The following is a 17,818-nucleotide window of genomic DNA, read 5'->3' on the forward strand; positions in this document are numbered from 1 at the left end:
CTACGTGTACGCTCCGGTTTTTCCGCGCAGTCCGTGTCCAAACTGGCTGCGCCAATAACGCCTGGTTAATCAGGCTTAATCAAACTTCATACGCGTGGCTTTCAGGTTCACAATCGCCAGCGCACCGACCAGCAGGAAGATCAGCGTGGCAATTGCCGCCGCCAGACCAAAGTCCTGGCCGCCGCCGCCTTCGAAGGCGATGCGGTAGGTGTAGCTGACGAGCAGGTCGGTATACCCGGCTGGCGTGGTCGTGCCGAGTCGGTCCGGACCGCCGTTGGTCAACAGTTGAATCAGTACGAAGTTGTTAAAGTTAAAGGCAAAGCTGGCGATCATCAGCGGCGTCAGCGGCTTAATCAGTAGCGGCAGCGTGATTTTAAAGAAGTTCTGGAACGGGGTTGCGCCATCCATTGCCGAGGCTTCATACAGGTCGTCCGGAATCGCTTTCAGCAGGCCCATGCAGAGGATCATCATGTACGGATAACCGAGCCAGGTGTTGACGATGATAATCATCGAACGGGCCGTGGTCGGGTCACTGAACCAGGCCGGTTTGACGCCAAACAGCGCGCTCAGCATCATGTTGATTTCACCAAAGCTCTGGTTGAACAACCCTTTGAAAATCAGAATCGAGATAAACGACGGAACGGCGTAAGGCAGAATCAGCAGCACGCGGTAAATCGCTTTGCCTTTCAGCGCTTCCCACTGCACCACGCACGCCAGCACCATGCCCACCGCCACGGTCAGAAGCACGGTGAGTACGGAGAACACCACTGTCCAGACGAAGATAGCGAAGAACGGTTTCTGGATCCCTTCATCGGTAAAGACGCGGGTGAAGTTCTTCCAGCCAATGGTCACGGTATAGCCAGGACTCAGTTTCTGAGTATCCCAGCCGCCTTCGGCGTTGACGGACTGGTAGTAACCAATGTCGTTATTTGCGCGGTATTTCACGCCGCTCTGGTTGTTCGTTAGCGTCCCGTCGTCAGCCAGCGAGTAGAGCGGTTGTGTGCCGGAGAACTGACGCAGTGAGCTCATGATAACTTTGCTTTCATCCGGCAGGATGGCGGTTAACTGGGTCAGCGCCTGGCGGTTCTGGGTGATCACACGCAGATTCGCGCGTTCACCGACTGGCAGGGCGTCGGTCTCTTTCAGTTGCAGTTTTTGCTCGCCGCCAAATTTAAAGGCGTCGGAGAGATAGTTTTTACCGCTTTCACCGTCGGTGAGGGCCAGTTGCCACTCGTCACCCGCCGGATACAGACCAAAATTGTAGGTTTTTCCCGCCTGATAAGAACGATCCATCAGGACTTGCTGAGCGCGTTCGAAGGAAAGCTGGTTGGTACTACTGTAGTTAGTAAATGCGATAGCGATGGTACAAATCAGCGGGAACAGAACAAACAGTCCCATACCGGCCATACCCGGATAAACATAGCGCCAGGCGTAGGCCTTACGATTGGCGAAAATATACAGGCCAGCTGAGCTTAAAATCAGCGTCATGATGGCGAACAGATATTCCCCTTGTGCATACATTAAAACGACAAGGTAACCCACCAGCAAGCCCAGCAGACCAATCACTGACCATTTCAGTGTGTCGCTTTGCCACCAATGTTTCTTTTTAATGACATCCATGGGGATCTTCCTCTACAGCATTGAAATCTTGTGGCAAATGCGCCGGGTGGCGCTGCGTTTATCAGGCCTACGGTTTTCTGTAGGCCGGATAAGGCATTTATGCCGCCATCAGGCACATAGACAGCATTACTTGGTGATACGGCCCTGTGCGTCTTTCAGCGCAGCGTCTACGGTCTGACGACCACTCGCCGCGTTGATCACAGCGGTACGCGTTGCATACCAGAACGCAGCCATCTGCGGAATGTTCGGCATGATTTCGCCTTTCTGGGCGTTATCCATGGTGGCAGCGATACGCGGGTCTTTCGCTAACTGATCCTGGAAGGATTTCAGCGCAACGGCGCCCAGCGGTTTGTCCTTGTTCACCACGTCCAGACCCTGATCGGTCAGCAGGTAGTTTTCGAGGAACTCTTTCGCCAGTTCTTTGTTCGGGCTGGCGGCGTTGATACCGGCGCTCAGAACCCCAACGAACGGTTTAGACGGTTTGCCTTTGAAGGTCGGCAGCAGTGTGACGCCGTAGTTCACTTTGCTCTTGTCGATGTTCGACCACGCCCACGGACCGTTGATGGTCATCGCGGTGTCGCCTTTGTTAAAGGCCGCTTCAGCGATGGAGTAATCGGTGTCCGCGTTCATGTGCTTGTTCTTGATAAGATCAACCAGGAAGGTCAGGCCCGCTTTCGCGCCAGCGCTATCGACACCCACGTCTTTCACGTCGTATTTGCCGTTTTCAAACTTAAACGCATAACCGCCGTCGGCGGCAATCAGCGGCCACGTGAAGTACGGTTCTTGCAGGTTGAACATCAGGGCGCTCTTACCTTTCGCCTTCAGCTCTTTATCCAGGGCAGGGATCTCTTCCCAGGTTTTCGGCGGGTTTGGAACGAGGTCTTTGTTGTAAATCAGAGACAGTGCTTCAACCGCGATGGGGTAGGCGATCAGCTTGCCGTTGTAACGTACGGCATCCCAGGTGAACGGATAGAGTTTGTCCTGGAACGCTTTGTCCGGGGTAATTTCTGCCAGCAGACCAGACTGCGCGTAGCCGCCGAAACGGTCATGCGCCCAGAAGATGATGTCCGGGCCATCACCGGTTGCGGCAACCTGCGGGAATTTTTCTTCCAGCTTGTCAGGGTGCTCGATGGTGACTTTGATACCGGTGTCTTTCTCGAATTTTTTACCCACTTCAGCAAGGCCGTTGTAGCCTTTATCGCCGTTAATCCAGATAACCAGCTTACCTTCTTCAATCTTGGCGAGAGCCGAGGCGGAAAACATCATCGTCGTCAGTGCGGACAATGCGAGGATGCGTGCGCCAGTCTTGATTTTCATATTCCCCATCCTTTTTGGTGAAGTGCTCGTGGATACTCAGAGGTGGCTTAACGGTTCTTAGTTTCTTTATACGGCAACCTCTTTCCATCCTCCTCGCCACTACGCCCCACCCCCGCTTTATGTGACACCTGTTGCATAAATGTGAGTAATGCGTGTTGGCGCACATAAAAACACACACTTTTTTGCGGGCTACATCACGAAATTCCCCAGCAGCATGCAGCCTGGGTCTCAGAGCCTGCTTTCTCATCCTCCCGCCTCCTCCCCCATAAAAAAGCCGGGGGGTGGAGGATTTACGCAACCTATCGATGACGCATAGTCGGGGCATGATGAATGTTGCTGTCGATGACAGGTTGTAACGAAGGGAGAAGGGCATGGCGAGCGTACAGATGCGAAATGTAACGAAAGCCTGGGGTGACGTGGTGGTATCGAAAGATATCAATCTCGACATTCACGAAGGGGAATTCGTGGTGTTCGTGGGACCCTCAGGCTGCGGTAAATCGACATTGCTGCGTATGATCGCCGGTCTGGAAACCATCACCAGCGGGGACCTGTACATCGGTGAACACCGGATGAACGACATCCCGCCCGCCGAGCGTGGCGTCGGCATGGTATTCCAGTCTTATGCGCTCTATCCCCACCTTTCTGTTGCCGAAAATATGTCATTTGGCCTCAAGCTGGCGGGTGCCAAAAAAGAGGTGATGAACCAACGCGTCAATCAGGTGGCGGAAGTGCTGCAGCTGGCGCACCTGCTGGAACGTAAACCGAAAGCACTCTCTGGCGGACAACGTCAGCGTGTGGCGATTGGCCGTACGCTGGTGGCTGAACCGCGCGTATTCCTGCTCGATGAACCCCTTTCCAACCTCGATGCCGCACTGCGTGTGCAGATGCGTATCGAAATCTCCCGTCTGCATAAACGCCTGGGTCGCACGATGATTTACGTCACCCACGATCAGGTCGAAGCAATGACGCTGGCCGACAAGATTGTCGTGCTGGATGCCGGTCGCGTCGCGCAGGTCGGTAAACCACTGGAGTTATACCACTATCCGGCAGACCGCTTCGTGGCGGGTTTTATTGGTTCTCCGAAGATGAACTTCCTGCCGGTGAAAGTCACCGCGACGGCGATTGATCAGGTTCAGGTGGAGTTGCCGAATCACCAACACGTCTGGTTGCCGGTTGAAAGCCGCGATGTTCAGGTCGGCGCAAATATGTCTTTAGGTATTCGTCCGGAGCATCTGCTGCCCAGTGATATCGCCGATGTCACCCTGGAAGGCGAGGTTCAGGTCGTCGAACAACTTGGTCACGAAACGCAAATTCATATCCAGATCCCCGCCATCCGTCAAAACCTGGTGTACCGCCAGAATGACGTGGTGTTGGTAGAAGAGGGTGCCACATTCGCTATCGGCCTGCCGCCAGAGCGTTGCCATTTGTTCCGTGAGGATGGCACTGCATGTCGTCGGTTGCATCAAGAGCCGGGCGTTTAAGCACTCCCATTAAATACGCGAAGTCTGCAAAAGACGATGTGTAAAAAAAGAAAAGCAATGATCTCAGGAGATAGAATGATGATTACTCTGCGCAAACTCCCTCTGGCAGTTGCTGTTGCAGCAGGCGTTATGTCTGCTCAGGCAATGGCCGTGGATTTCCATGGTTATGCTCGTTCCGGCATTGGCTGGACGGGTAGTGGCGGCGAACAACAATGTTTTCAGGCAACCGGTGCTCAAAGTAAATACCGTCTCGGTAACGAATGTGAAACCTATGCGGAATTAAAATTGGGTCAGGAAGTGTGGAAGGAAGGTGATAAGAGCTTCTACTTCGACACTAACGTTGCCTACTCCGTAGCACAGCAAAACGACTGGGAAGCAACCAGTCCCGCCTTCCGTGAAGCGAACGTGCAGGGTAAAAACCTGATTGACTGGCTGCCAGGTTCAACCATTTGGGCCGGTAAGCGTTTCTACCAACGTCACGACGTTCATATGATCGACTTCTACTACTGGGATATCTCTGGTCCTGGTGCAGGTATCGAAAACATCGATCTGGGCTTCGGTAAACTCTCTCTGGCAGCGACCCGTTCTCAGGAAGCGGGCGGTTCTTATGCTTTCAGCAGCGATGAAGTTTATGACGCCACGAAAGACACCGCGAACGATGTGTTCGACGTACGTCTGGCAGGTATGGAAATTAACCCAGGCGGCACGCTGGAATTAGGCGTTGACTACGGTAGCGCCAACACGACTGACGGCTATGACCTTGCCGATGGCGCCACCAAAGATGGCTGGATGTTCACTGCTGAACATACGCAGAGCATGCTGAAAGGCTACAACAAGTTTGTGGTGCAGTACGCCACTGACGCGATGACCTCTCAGGGTAAAGGTATTCCGCAGGGTAGCCGCAGCCAGGATATCTTCGGTAATTTCGATAACGATCAGGACTTCCTCAACAACAACGGTAGCCTGACCCGTATTCTCGATCACGGTGCCATCTCTCTGGGCGATAGCTGGGATCTGATGTACGTGGCGATGTACCAGAATATCGACTGGGATAACGACAACGGTACGGAATGGTACACCGTGGGTGTTCGCCCGATGTACAAGTGGACGCCAATCATGAGCACCCTGCTTGAAGTGGGTTACGACAGCGTCAAATCTCAGAAAACCGACGATACCAACGACCAGTTCAAAATCACCCTGGCGCAACAGTGGCAGGCTGGCGACAGCATCTGGTCTCGTCCGGCGATCCGTCTCTTTGCAACCTATGCGAAGTGGGATGAGAAGTGGGGCTACGACAATGGTGTTGCCGTTAGCGATACCAGCACCACAACCTTCAGCCGTGGTGACGATGATGAAGTCACCTTTGGCGCCCAGATGGAAATCTGGTGGTAATACATCGCTAATCTGACGTAAAGACCTAAAGAGGGGCGCAAGCCCCTCTGTTCTGGAGTTTAGCGCGCTATTGCCTGGCCACCGCTGAACCCATGCTATCTGAGGTGATAACAATGAAAATGAAGAAAAGTCTCGTTGCCCTTTGTTTATCTGCAGGGTTGTTCGCAAGCGCACCGGGCGTGACGCTGGCGGACGTGAATTATGTTCCGCAAGACATTAGCGCTGCGCCTGCGATTCCGACCGCTGCGTTACAACAATTAACCTGGACGCCTGTCGACCAGAGCAAAACGCAGTCCACACAACTTGCCACCGGCGGTCAACGCCTTGATGTCGCTGGTATTAGCGGCCCGGTTGCTGCCTATAGCGTACCGGCAAACATTGGTGAGCTGACGCTGACACTGACCAGCGAAGTGAACAAGCAAACCAGCGTATTTGCGCCGAACGTTCTCATTCTTGATCAGAACATGACGCCTTCTGCATTCTTCCCCAGCAGCTACTTTACCTACCAGGAACCGGGCGTGATGAGTGCGGATAGCCTGGAAGGGGTGATGCGTCTCACGCCAGCCCTGGGTCAGCAGAAGCTCTATGTTCTGGTCTTCACCACCGAAAAAGATCTCCAGCAGACCACTACGCTGCTCGATCCCGCTAAGGCATATGCAAAAGGCGTCGGTAACGCCATTCCGGATATCCCTGATCCTATCGCGCGTCATACCACCGACGGCCTGTTGAAACTGAAAGTGAAAACCAACAGCAGCTCCAGTGTGCTGGTGGGGCCGCTGTTTGGCTCTTCCGCACCGGGTCCGGTTACCGTCGGCAACACGGCGGCACCTGCGCCAGCGTATGCTGCCCCGGCGGCGGTTGCTGCCGCGCCTGTCGTCGCACCAGCATCGGCGAAGAAAAGTGAGCCCATGCTGAACGACACCGAGAGCTACTTCAACAAAGCCATTAAAGATGCCGTCGCCGCAGGTGACGTGGATAAAGCGCTGAAACTGCTTGATGAAGCTGAACGCCTGGGGTCCACATCTGCCCGTTCCACCTTTATCAGCAGTGTAAAAGGCAAGGGGTAACCGTCTCCCCGCATTGCTGATTTTGCAACAACTGGTGCGTCTCCTGACGCACCTTTTTTTATCATTCCATGCGAATTGTTACACTCCTGTTGCGCAACAGTTCACTTAATTATCTTTACGCCTCCCGTAATCTCTTTTCTGCGATACAATGCCCTCACGTTATGAACTGGAGAGCAAGGCATGCCACACCCTGCGTTAACGCAACTGCGTGCGCTGCGTTATTTTGACGCGATCCCTGCGCTGGACTCCCAACAGCTGGACTGGCTGTTACTGGAAGATTCCATGACCAAACGTTTTGAGCAGCAGGGAAAACAGGTGAGCGTGACGATGATTCGGGAAGGATTTGTTGGCCAACATGAAGTGGCGGAAGAACTGCCGCTATTGCCGACGGAATCCCGTTACTGGTTACGTGAAATTCTGTTATGTGCGGATGGCGAACCCTGGCTTGCCGGGCGTACTGTGGTGCCGGAGTCAACGTTGTGCGGCCCTGAGCTGGCGTTGCAAAATCTGGGTAAAACCCCGCTTGGGCGTTACCTGTTTACATCATCGACGTTGACCCGAGATTTTATTGAGATTGGTCGCGATGCAGCGCTGTGGGGACGTCGGTCCCGTCTGCGGTTGAGCGGAAAGCCGCTCCTGCTGACAGAATTGTTTTTACCTGCATCGCCGTTGTACTGAGAGGAAAAGATATGGAGTGGAGTCTGACGCAGAATAAGCTACTGGCGTTTCACCGCTTGATGCGTACGGATAAGCCAATCGGCGCTTTACTGCTGCTCTGGCCAACACTGTGGGCGCTGTGGGTGGCGACACCCGGAATGCCGCAATTATGGATATTGTTGGTGTTTGTGGCGGGCGTCTGGTTGATGCGCGCGGCGGGATGTGTGGTGAACGACTATGCCGATCGCAAATTTGACGGGCACGTCAAACGCACGGCGAACCGACCGCTGCCCAGCGGTGCAGTCACCGAGAAAGAAGCTCGGGCGCTTTTTGTGGTTCTGGTGCTCCTCGCGTTCCTGCTGGTGTTGACGCTGAATACGATGACGATCCTGCTGTCGGTCGCCGCGCTGGCTCTGGCGTGGGTCTATCCTTTCATGAAACGTTACACGCATTTACCGCAGGTGGTGTTGGGTGCGGCGTTTGGCTGGTCGATACCGATGGCGTTTGCCGCCGTCAGTGAGTCAGTTCCGCTGAGTTGCTGGTTGATGTTCCTCGCCAACATTCTTTGGGCAGTGGCTTACGATACGCAATACGCCATGGTGGATCGGGACGATGACCTGAAAATCGGTATTAAATCAACGGCCATTCTGTTCGGTCAGTATGACAAGGTGATCATTGGCATCCTGCAGGTGGGTGTGTTGGCCTTGATGGCGCTGATTGGCTGGATGAACGGTCTGGGACTGGGGTATTACTGGTCGCTGCTGGTGGCTGGCGCCCTGTTTGTGTATCAACAAAAACTGATTGTGCACCGTGAACGCGAAGCCTGTTTTAAAGCATTTATGAATAACAACTATGTTGGCCTGGTGCTGTTTCTGGGGCTTGCGATGAGTTACTGGCACTTCTGATAAAAAAGCCCGGTGGCGCTCGCGCTTACCGGGCCTACATTATTGCGCAGAACCGTAGGCCGGGTAAGGCGAAGCCGCCACCCGGCTTTTTAACATCACTCGTCCTGCGTTGCGCTTTCTATGGTTAAACGCACATCTGAGGTGATCAGATTAGCCAACATCTGATAAACCTTCATCGTCTCTTCAGGCTCCGCATCACCGGTATCGCTGATGTACTTCTCATCACGCAGGGTCAACACCAAAGAGCTGAATACCGCTTTGTCGAAGAACTCCGGCGCGTTGATCCCGTGCAGAACAGAAAGACGCTGAGCTACGGTGCGGCTCTCTTTTTCCAGCGTGCCGCGGTTGATCGACGGATTTGCGCTCAACAGCCAGAAGGTGATGGCATAACGTTGCAGAGTTTCACGCGCACCCGCTGCCAACAGTTGCAGCGTACGGGAATGTGCCGGGTTGATATTCAGCTCTTCATTCTGGACGGTAATCAGTCCCTGACGCTGCATTTCGCTTATCAGTGCGTCGATGACGCCCGCCAGTTCATCCCGCTCCCAGCGCAGGAACAGTTCTGCTTTCAGCATTGGGTAGAGAATTTCAACATGCTCAAGCAGCGCGTCGCGGGAGATGCGACGATGCTGGGTCACGATGGCCGCCATCAGTGAAGGCAGAACCAGCATATGCGCAATGTTGTTGCGATAGTAAGTCATCAGTACCGCCTGCTCGCGCGGAAGAATGATGATATCGCCGATGGTATCTTTCTCGACCTCGAACTTGTTCATTTGCAGCGCGTGGTCAATCAGCGCGCTGGCGCTGACCGACGGAACCGTAGAGTCGGTGGAATACGGGACATTGCGCATTAGATCCAGATAACACTCGAGCTGCTCTGTCAGTTGCTCGCGCGTTAACGAACGCTGACGGGATGCGAGCAACGCGGTGCAACACAGGTTCATGGCATTTGCCGCGCCCGCTTTGTTAATGCGGACCATCAACTCAGCGGCGATACCATTGACCGTTGGCGTCAGCCAGGCGGGACGCACGGCTTCGATCGGATCGATAGATTCACGCCACTCAGGAACATGTTGGTTCAGGTACGTCATCAACGGCATCGGTTCGCCAAAGTTAACGTAGCCCTGACCCAGATTACGCAGCTTGCTCAAGCCACGCAGCATTTGCGGCAGGCTCTCTTTTTCTTTCGTCGCGCCACGCAACTCTTTGGCGTAAGTCCCCACTTCCATTACGTGCTCGTAACCGATGTAAATGGGGACCAGGGTGATCGGACGCGTACCGCCGCGCAGCATCGCCTGAATGGTCATCGACAGGGTGCCGGTTTTCGGATCCAGCAGACGGCCAGTACGGGAACGCCCGCCTTCCACAAAATATTCCACGGAATAACCACGGCTAAACAGCTCGCCGAGATATTCGCGGAAGACGGTGGAGTAGAGTTTGTTGCCCTTAAAGGTACGGCGGATAAAGAACGCGCCCAGGCGGCGGAAAATCGGGCCAGCTGGCCAGAAGTTCAGGTTGATACCGGCAGCGATATGCGGCGGCACCAGCCCCTGATGATAGAGCACGTACGAGAGCAACAGATAGTCCATATGGCTGCGGTGGCAGGGCACATAGACGATTTCATGCCCATCGTGCGCCAACTGGCGTACACGCTCTGCGTTGTGGACATTGATCCCCTGATACAGTCGGTTCCAGGTGAAACCCAGAATGCGGTCAGTCAGGCGAATCATCTCGTAGGAGAAGTTGGCGGCAATCTCTTCCATCAGCGCAATGGCGTTCTGCTGCGCTTTTTCATGGGAGATTTTTTTGCTGCGCGCTTCGTCTTCTACCGCGCGCGCAATGGCTTTTGACGCCAGCAACTTGTTAAACAGATCCTGTCGGGCAGGCAGACGAGGACCGACCGCCGCCAGACGCTGACGGGCGAAATGCATTCGCGCCACACGCGCCAGTTTTTGGGCAATAATTTTGTCGGTTCCGTGCTCGTCAGCCATCCGTCGTAAGGAAACGGAAGGCGAGAAACGGACAAAACTGTCGCGCCCCAGCCAGGAAACAGCAAAGAATTTCTGTACGCCATTCAGCATACGCAGAGGGGGATTTACCTCACCCTTTTCACGCCCCGGAGAGCGGCCGAACATCACCGATACCGGCACCATCTGTACATCCAGATCTGGATTACTGCGGTGAAGGTCGAGGTAATTGTGAAAGAGTTTGATCGACTCTTCTTTCGGCGTGTAGTAGGTGAATACGCGCGGGCCGCCGTGAATAAACACATAACGCGGCAGCAGAGTTCCGTCGATCTCCAGCGGCTCTAACGGGTCGGGGAGATCGTGCGCCAGGCATTGGGCACGCAGCGTCAGCAAGTCTGCTTTTGAGTTGTACGGTAAAACGTACATAATGGGACGAGATGTATCGAGCCCCAATTCCGGAGCGGGTTCCGCCGGAATAGACTTGCTTTTTACCAGTACGGTTAATGGTAAATTCAGTAATTTGTAGTAAATTCGTGGCCAGCCAGACATAAACGATGTAAAGCCTCTGGTTAATAATGCAAATGCGCTGCAAGGATATCAGAAAGTCTAGCGAATTTCTGGTGTATCCCGTCATACTTCGCGCCGCTGTAACCCGAATTTTGTGGGTTAACGATATAATGTCATTGACGCTGATAATGCAAAAAGGTTCTTTTGATGGCTAATAATACCACTGGACTCACCCGAATTATTAAAGCTGCTGGTTATTCCTGGAAAGGTTTTCGTGCTGCATGGATTCATGAAGCGGCATTTCGTCAGGAAAGTGTTGCTGTGCTGTTGGGCGTGGCGATTGCCTGCTGGCTGGATGTGGATGCCATCACGCGTGTTTTGTTGATTGGTTCTGTCATGCTGGTGATGATAGTGGAAATCCTCAACAGCGCGATTGAGGCGGTGGTTGACCGTGTTGGCTCTGAACACCATGAGCTTTCCGGGCGGGCGAAAGATATGGGGTCAGCGGCAGTATTGCTGTCGATCTTTGTCGCGATGATCACCTGGGGAATCCTGCTGTGGTCGCATTTTAGATAAGGCTTCCATAATCCGATAAATCTCTTGTTTTTTGTGCCGCTTGTGGTTCCAAAATCGCCTTTAACTGTATATACTCACAGCATAACTGTATATACACCCAGGGGGCGGAATGAAAGCGTTAACGGCCAGGCAGCAAGAGGTGTTCGATCTTATTCGGGATCACATCAGCCAGACAGGTATGCCACCGACGCGTGCGGAGATCGCGCAGCGTTTGGGGTTCCGTTCCCCAAATGCGGCTGAAGAACACCTGAAAGCGCTGGCACGTAAAGGGGTCATTGAAATTGTCTCCGGTGCCTCTCGCGGTATCCGCCTGCTGGTGGAAGAAGAAGAGGGTCTGCCTTTAGTAGGTCGCGTGGCGGCAGGGGAACCCCTTCTGGCACAGCAGCATATTGAAGGCCACTATCAGGTCGACCCGTCGCTGTTTAAACCTAATGCCGATTTCCTGCTGCGCGTCAGCGGTATGTCGATGAAAGATATTGGGATTATGGACGGTGATTTGCTGGCGGTACACAAAACCCAGGACGTGCGTAACGGCCAGGTCGTGGTGGCGCGTATCGACGATGAAGTCACGGTTAAGCGCCTGAAAAAACAGGGCAATAAAATCGAACTTCTGCCAGAAAATAGTGAATTCAAACCGATTGTGGTTGACCTGCGCGAGCAAAACTTCACGATTGAAGGGCTGGCAGTCGGCGTCATCCGTAACGGTGAGTGGTTGTAATATTGTTTTGATACAGTGGCGCATCTCGCGCCACTGTTTGTTTTAACTCCTTCTCAGGCTTTCCTGCATGCCTTTCTTTACCTCTTCCGACAAAGCACTCTGGCGTCTCGCGTTACCGATGATTTTCTCCAATATCACCGTTCCTTTGCTGGGACTGGTGGATACTGCGGTCATCGGGCATCTGGACAGCCCTGTTTATCTGGGCGGTGTTGCCGTGGGCGCAACGGCAACCAGCTTTCTCTTCATGCTGTTGCTTTTCTTACGCATGAGCACCACCGGGCTGACGGCTCAGGCGTTTGGTGCCAAAAATCCCCAGGCGCTGGCACGCGCGCTGGTGCAGCCACTGATTCTGGCGTTGGGGGCGGGAGCTTTGATCGCGTTGTTCCGCACGCCAGTCATCGATCTTGCATTGCATATCGTCGGTGGAAATGAAGCGGTGTTGGTGCAGGCGCGACGTTTTCTGGAGATCCGCTGGCTGAGCGCTCCGGCATCGCTGGCGAACCTGGTGCTGCTGGGCTGGCTGCTGGGCGTTCAGTATGCCCGCGCACCGGTGATCCTGCTGGTTGTCGGCAACGTTCTCAATATTGTGCTCGATCTGTGGCTGGTGATGGGTTTGCATATGAACGTGCAGGGCGCAGCGCTGGCGACGGTGATTGCAGAATATGCCACGTTGTTGCTTGGGCTGATGATGGTGCGCAAAGTGCTTACACTGCGCGGCGTGTCATCCACGATGCTGAAACAGGCCTGGCGGGGGAATTTCCGCCGTTTGCTGGCACTTAACCGGGATATCATGCTGCGTTCGTTGCTGTTGCAACTGTGCTTTGGTGCGATCACGGTTCTCGGGGCGCGACTGGGCAGCGACATCATTGCGGTGAACGCTGTTCTGATGACCCTGCTGACCTTTACCGCCTATGCCCTTGATGGATTTGCTTATGCTGTCGAAGCGCATTCCGGGCAGGCGTATGGCGCACGTGACGGCAGCCAGTTGCTGGATGTCTGGCGTGCTGCATGTCGGCAGTCAGGGATTGTGGCGCTGCTGTTTGCCCTCGTTTATGCCCTGGCGGGCGAGCAGATCATCGCGTTGCTAACATCGTTGCCGCAAATTCAACTTTTGGCCGATCGCTACCTTATCTGGCAGGTGGTGTTGCCGTTAATCGGTGTCTGGTGTTATTTGCTGGATGGCATGTTTATCGGGGCGACGCGTGCGGCGGAAATGCGCAACAGTATGGCCGTTGCGGCGCTGGGATTTGCCCTCACGCTGTGTGCGTTGCCCTGGCTCGGTAATCATGGGCTGTGGCTGGCGTTAGCCGTTTTTCTGGCGCTTCGTGGACTCTCGTTGGCCTGGATCTGGCGACGTCACTGGCGGCATGGAACCTGGTTTGCCCGAGCGTGATGGTTAAAAGTTCCGAATATCAAAATGAACATGGGATCACTGACTACAATTAATCTCACGTCCAGCAGAAAACGTAGTGTATTTGGGCGAAGCAATATCGCTAATCACCACTAATCATGAGGACTCGATGATGAATAAAGACGAAGTCAGCGGTAACTGGAAACAGTTCAAAGGGAAAGTGAAAGAGCAATGGGGCAAGCTGACCGATGATGATATGACGGTCATTGAAGGTAAGCGCGACCAGTTGGTCGGTAAGGTCCAGGAACGTTACGGTTACGCCAGAGACAAGGCGGAAAAGGAAGTGAGCGACTGGGAAACGCGTAATAAATACCGCTGGTAATCAGCCGCGGTGACCCGAAAGTACAAGGATGTACAGTCCATTGGGCGGTTTTGCCGCCCAACCCGCTTAACGCGGTTTTTTCTTCACCAGAATCGAATGATCGTGCTGGCACTCTTCTGGATGGCGACACGCTTCAACTTCGACGCACGCCGGGCATAATCCGTGTGCTTCAATTACGTTATGACGCAGGGCAAAACCCATTTTTGCCGCCAGCGTATGCATAATATCTTCCACGCCCTCGGCGCTTTCTTCTTTTACCACGCCGCACCGGTCACAAATGAACATGGCTGAACTGTGGGTTGGCTGATCGAACAGATGGCAGAGCACATAGCTATTGGTGGATTCGACCTTGTGCACAAAGCCTTGCTCGAGCAAAAAATCAAGCGCACGATACACCGTAGGCGGCTTGGCCTGCGGCTCTGTTTCACGTAGCAGATCCAACAGGTCATAGGCGCTGATGGCCCCTTGTTGCAGGCTCATCAAACGCAACACTTCGAGGCGCTGAGGAGTGAGTCGCACATTGCGCTGCGCACAGATTTTCTCAGCTTGCGCCAATAGGTCTTGTGTTGTGGTCTTTTCCATTTGGCACCCCGGAGTACGTGAAACGTTAATCCCTTACTTTATCATGTTCTTCTTAAAACACCGAGATCCCCCACCGTGTGCTATACCTGACCCATTGCACACTGGAAAACCAAAATGAAAAGACCTGATTGCATTCGTCACTGGCGCGACGCAGAAGGCGCTGATGACTCTACCTATCCTGATAGCGATGAGCTATTTTCCATCGGCGCGCCGCTGGCGCGAACGCTCGGACTGCGTCGGCTTGGCATTCACCATGAACGCCTCCCGCCGGGTCGCCGTACCTCCTATCCGCATGCGGAAAGCGACGAAGAGGAGTTCATTTATGTGCTGGAAGGTTATCCCGAAGTCTGGATAAACGGCTATCTGTGGAAATTAGAACCCGGAGACAGCGTTGGTTTTCCGGCGGGAACCGGGGTGTGTCACACCTTTATCAATAACACCAGCGCAGAGGTTCGCCTGCTTGTCGTCGGGGAGGCGAATAAAAAACACAATCGCATCTATTACCCGATTAATCCGGTGTATGCCGCCACACGAGAAGACCGCTGGGTTGACCATCCGCCGCAGTTTTTTGGCCCGCACGACGGAAAACCAGGGCGAAAATAGTACCGTTCTTCGTCGTTGAGCATCGGGCTGGGACGGTCTGCGCCGTCGGCCCGGCTCACACGCAATGCAGCCATCTGCGTGCGGTCTTGCCTCTCTGGTTTTGCTTTATGCTATAGTAGCGCCCCTTTTTCAGAATGCTTAATTAATCGCCATGCCAGAAACTTCGTCCCCCGTTTTTCCTGCCCATCGTTTTTCTATCGCGCCGATGCTCGACTGGACGGACAGACATTGCCGCTATTTCTTGCGCTTGCTCTCCCGCCAGACGCTGCTCTATACCGAAATGGTCACGACCGGTGCGATCATTCATGGCAAGGGCGATTATCTGGCGTACAGCGACGAAGAGCATCCGATCGCGCTGCAACTGGGCGGTAGCGACCCTGCGGCTCTGGCGCAGTGTGCGAAGCTGGCACAAGAGCGCGGTTATGATGAAATCAATCTCAACGTGGGTTGTCCTTCCGACCGCGTACAAAACGGCATGTTCGGCGCCTGTCTGATGGGCAATGCGCAACTGGTGGCGGACTGCGTGAAGGCTATGCGTGATGTGGTGTCGATTCCGGTGACGGTCAAAACCCGTATCGGCATTGACGATCAGGACAGCTACGAATTTCTCTGCGATTTCATCACGACGGTTGCAGGTCAAGGCGAGTGCGAGATGTTTATCATCCACGCGCGCAAAGCCTGGCTTTCTGGCCTTAGCCCGAAAGAAAACCGGGAGATCCCGTCGCTGGATTACCCGCGTGTCTACCAATTGAAGCGTGATTTTCCGCATCTGACGATGTCGATCAACGGCGGCATTAAATCGCTGGAGGATGCGAAAGCGCATCTGCAGCACATGGACGGCGTGATGGTCGGGCGCGAAGCCTACCAAAATCCGGGTATTCTGGCTTCTGTCGACCGTGAGATTTTTGGTGCGACGACGGCCGATGCCGATCCGGTGGCGGTGGTGCGTGCGATGTACCCGTACATTGAACACGAACTCAGTAACGGCACCTACCTGGGCCATATCACCCGTCACATGCTGGGTCTGTTCCAGGGCATTCCCGGTGCGCGTCAGTGGCGTCGCTACCTGAGCGAAAATGCCCATAAAGCCGGTGCCGATATCAACGTGCTGGAGCACGCGCTGAAGCTAGTGGCGGATAAGCGTTAATTTTTCACTAAAACCTGGTCAAATTCACCACGCCCTGCACAATGTTGCGGGGCGTTTTTATTTAAAATCAACGTGTTACTTTTTGGCATGTTTCTTGTAATGATCTGTGCAGTTTTCATTAGGGGAGAGCATCATGCTGGAACTACTGTTTGTCATTGGATTTTTCATCATGTTGATGGCGACGGGGGTTTCCCTGTTGGGCGTTCTCGCCGCGTTGGTCGTGGCGACGGTGGTGATGTTTTTGGGGGGACTGTTTACGCTGATGTTTAAACTGCTGCCCTGGCTGTTACTGGCCATTGCGGTAGTGTGGGTCATTAAGGCGATAAAAGCACCGAAAATCCCACAATATCAGCGCAATAACCGTTGGCGTTACTAAAGATGTGAGGGATGGGTCACAACCTGAAACTTTGCTCTTAGAACCCATTAGGAATTGATTATCAAATCTGTCACTATTGCGCGTCTAACGAATTCATCGAGCTGTACCCTACATACAGCCGAACTAAAAAAAGAAAGGGCTTCCCATGTGGAAGCCCAATTTCTTTCTACACCATTATGGAATTAGCAGGCTCGAACCCTGCGTCGTTCTGCTCTCCAGCGCCTGATGCGCGCGCTGTGCATCTTTCAGCGCATACTTCTGATCCTCTGCCACATCGACCTTAATAACGCCGCTGGCAATCAGCGAGAACAGTTCATTACTGGCCTCAGTGAGTTCATCACGATTGGTGATATACCCTTGCAGAGAAGGGCGGGTCGTATACAGCGAGCCTTTCTGATTCAGGATACCTAAGTTCACACCGGTGACCGGTCCTGACGCGTTGCCAAAACTGACCATCAGTCCACGACGTTGCAGACAATCCAGCGAAGCTTCCCATGTATCTTTGCCAACTGAGTCGTAAACGACCTGCACTTTTTTGCCGCCGGTGATCTCTTTGACCCGATCGACAATGTTTTCTTCACGGTAGTTGATCACCTGCCAGGCTCCCGCCTGCAAAGCCCGTTGCGCTTTTTGCGCGTTGCCAACCGTACCGATAAGTTTAGCGCCCAGCGCTTTCGCCCACTGACAGGCAATCAGCCCTACGCCGCCTGCGGCAGCATGAAATAAAAAAGGCTCATCGGGTTTGATTTCATAGGTTTTGCGCAGCAGATAAAAGACGGTTAAGCCTTTGAGGAAAGAGGCCGCCGCCTGCTCGAAAGAGATAGCGTTCGGTAAAATGGCGGCTTTATCGGCAGGGACATTGTGCACAGAACTGTAGGCTCCGAGCGCTGACTGGGCATAAACGACGCGGTCGCCTGCTTTGAGGTGTTTGACGTTGCTGCCGACTTTACTGACAATCCCCGCCGCTTCTGTGCCTAATCCACTGGGTAATGACGGGGGCGGGTACAGACCACTACGAATATAGGTATCAATGTAGTTAATGCCAATGGCTTTATTTTCGACCTGGATTTCGTTCTCTGCCGGGTCTGCGGGCATAAAGTCCACCACCTTTAGTACGTCAGGGCCACCATGCTTGTGAAATTCAATTCGTGTTGCCATGCTTCCTCCAGA

General features: G+C 53.8%; 17 protein-coding genes. 12 read left to right on the plus strand and 5 right to left on the minus strand.

The window, feature by feature from the left end:
- Nucleotides 1-75 precede the first annotated feature (75 nt).
- Together malF and malE are read right to left on the minus strand one after the other, a co-directional pair.
- Nucleotides 76-1,620: a maltose ABC transporter permease MalF gene (gene malF / locus AC07UY_RS15445; protein WP_494660372.1), complete on the minus strand. Its 1,545-nt coding sequence runs from the start codon at nucleotides 1,618-1,620 to the stop codon at nucleotides 76-78.
- 126 nt (nucleotides 1,621-1,746) lie between these two features.
- Nucleotides 1,747-2,937, minus strand: a complete 1,191-nt coding sequence (malE, locus tag AC07UY_RS15450) for a maltose/maltodextrin ABC transporter substrate-binding protein MalE (RefSeq protein WP_192613788.1) — start codon at nucleotides 2,935-2,937, stop codon at nucleotides 1,747-1,749.
- Nucleotides 2,938-3,308: 371 nt separating this feature from the next.
- On the opposite strand from malE, the gene malK reads away from it, so the two are divergent.
- From malK to ubiA, 5 genes are all read left to right on the plus strand, one after another.
- Nucleotides 3,309-4,418, plus strand: coding sequence for a maltose/maltodextrin ABC transporter ATP-binding protein MalK (malK, locus tag AC07UY_RS15455; protein WP_203359304.1), 1,110 nt, complete (start codon nucleotides 3,309-3,311; stop codon nucleotides 4,416-4,418).
- A gap of 75 nt (nucleotides 4,419-4,493) precedes the next feature.
- Nucleotides 4,494-5,810 (plus strand): maltoporin, encoded by a 1,317-nt coding sequence (locus AC07UY_RS15460; protein WP_203359303.1) that lies wholly within the window; start codon nucleotides 4,494-4,496, stop codon nucleotides 5,808-5,810.
- 113 nt (nucleotides 5,811-5,923) lie between these two features.
- Nucleotides 5,924-6,877 (plus strand): maltose operon protein MalM, encoded by a 954-nt coding sequence (gene malM / locus AC07UY_RS15465; RefSeq protein WP_494701499.1) that lies wholly within the window; start codon nucleotides 5,924-5,926, stop codon nucleotides 6,875-6,877.
- Nucleotides 6,878-7,057: 180 nt separating this feature from the next.
- Nucleotides 7,058-7,555 carry a chorismate lyase gene (gene ubiC, locus AC07UY_RS15470; RefSeq protein ID WP_203359301.1) on the plus strand — a complete coding sequence of 166 codons (498 nt, stop codon included), beginning with the start codon at nucleotides 7,058-7,060 and terminating at the stop codon, nucleotides 7,553-7,555.
- Nucleotides 7,556-7,566: 11 nt separating this feature from the next.
- Complete coding sequence (ubiA, locus tag AC07UY_RS15475) at nucleotides 7,567-8,439, plus strand: 4-hydroxybenzoate octaprenyltransferase (protein ID WP_203359300.1); 873 nt, start codon at nucleotides 7,567-7,569, stop codon at nucleotides 8,437-8,439.
- A gap of 95 nt (nucleotides 8,440-8,534) precedes the next feature.
- Here the strand turns inward: ubiA and plsB are convergent, their stop codons facing one another.
- On the minus strand, nucleotides 8,535-10,955 hold the full coding sequence (gene plsB, locus AC07UY_RS15480; RefSeq protein ID WP_203359299.1) for a glycerol-3-phosphate 1-O-acyltransferase PlsB: 2,421 nt from the start codon (nucleotides 10,953-10,955) through the stop codon (nucleotides 8,535-8,537).
- A gap of 165 nt (nucleotides 10,956-11,120) precedes the next feature.
- Here plsB and AC07UY_RS15485 point away from each other — a divergent pair, with 165 nt between their 5' ends.
- From AC07UY_RS15485 to AC07UY_RS15500, 4 genes are all read left to right on the plus strand, one after another.
- Nucleotides 11,121-11,489: a diacylglycerol kinase gene (locus AC07UY_RS15485; protein WP_203359298.1), complete on the plus strand. Its 369-nt coding sequence runs from the start codon at nucleotides 11,121-11,123 to the stop codon at nucleotides 11,487-11,489.
- 109 nt (nucleotides 11,490-11,598) lie between these two features.
- Nucleotides 11,599-12,207 carry a transcriptional repressor LexA gene (gene lexA / locus AC07UY_RS15490; protein ID WP_162381749.1) on the plus strand — a complete coding sequence of 203 codons (609 nt, stop codon included), beginning with the start codon at nucleotides 11,599-11,601 and terminating at the stop codon, nucleotides 12,205-12,207.
- 67 nt (nucleotides 12,208-12,274) lie between these two features.
- Nucleotides 12,275-13,600: an MATE family efflux transporter DinF gene (gene dinF / locus AC07UY_RS15495; RefSeq protein ID WP_494701500.1), complete on the plus strand. Its 1,326-nt coding sequence runs from the start codon at nucleotides 12,275-12,277 to the stop codon at nucleotides 13,598-13,600.
- Between the two features lie 130 nt (nucleotides 13,601-13,730).
- Nucleotides 13,731-13,940, plus strand: a complete 210-nt coding sequence (locus tag AC07UY_RS15500; protein WP_192614421.1) for a CsbD family protein — start codon at nucleotides 13,731-13,733, stop codon at nucleotides 13,938-13,940.
- 66 nt (nucleotides 13,941-14,006) lie between these two features.
- Here AC07UY_RS15500 and zur read toward each other — a convergent pair whose 3' ends face one another.
- On the minus strand, nucleotides 14,007-14,522 hold the full coding sequence (gene zur, locus AC07UY_RS15505; protein ID WP_494701501.1) for a zinc uptake transcriptional repressor Zur: 516 nt from the start codon (nucleotides 14,520-14,522) through the stop codon (nucleotides 14,007-14,009).
- Nucleotides 14,523-14,636: 114 nt separating this feature from the next.
- Between zur and AC07UY_RS15510 the strand changes: the two genes are divergently transcribed.
- The 3 genes from AC07UY_RS15510 (at nucleotide 14,637) to pspG (ending at nucleotide 16,648) form a co-directional block, all read left to right on the plus strand.
- On the plus strand, nucleotides 14,637-15,125 hold the full coding sequence (locus AC07UY_RS15510) for a cupin domain-containing protein (RefSeq protein ID WP_203359296.1): 489 nt from the start codon (nucleotides 14,637-14,639) through the stop codon (nucleotides 15,123-15,125).
- Nucleotides 15,126-15,276: 151 nt separating this feature from the next.
- Nucleotides 15,277-16,272, plus strand: coding sequence for a tRNA dihydrouridine(20/20a) synthase DusA (gene dusA / locus AC07UY_RS15515; RefSeq protein WP_494701502.1), 996 nt, complete (start codon nucleotides 15,277-15,279; stop codon nucleotides 16,270-16,272).
- Nucleotides 16,273-16,405: 133 nt separating this feature from the next.
- Nucleotides 16,406-16,648, plus strand: a complete 243-nt coding sequence (pspG, locus tag AC07UY_RS15520) for an envelope stress response protein PspG (RefSeq protein ID WP_494701503.1) — start codon at nucleotides 16,406-16,408, stop codon at nucleotides 16,646-16,648.
- A 174-nt stretch (nucleotides 16,649-16,822) separates the two neighbouring features.
- Here the strand turns inward: pspG and AC07UY_RS15525 are convergent, their stop codons facing one another.
- On the minus strand, nucleotides 16,823-17,806 hold the full coding sequence (locus tag AC07UY_RS15525) for a quinone oxidoreductase (protein WP_203359293.1): 984 nt from the start codon (nucleotides 17,804-17,806) through the stop codon (nucleotides 16,823-16,825).
- Nucleotides 17,807-17,818 lie beyond the last annotated feature (12 nt).

The organism is Citrobacter sp. GW821-FHT02E08 (assembly GCF_059421685.1).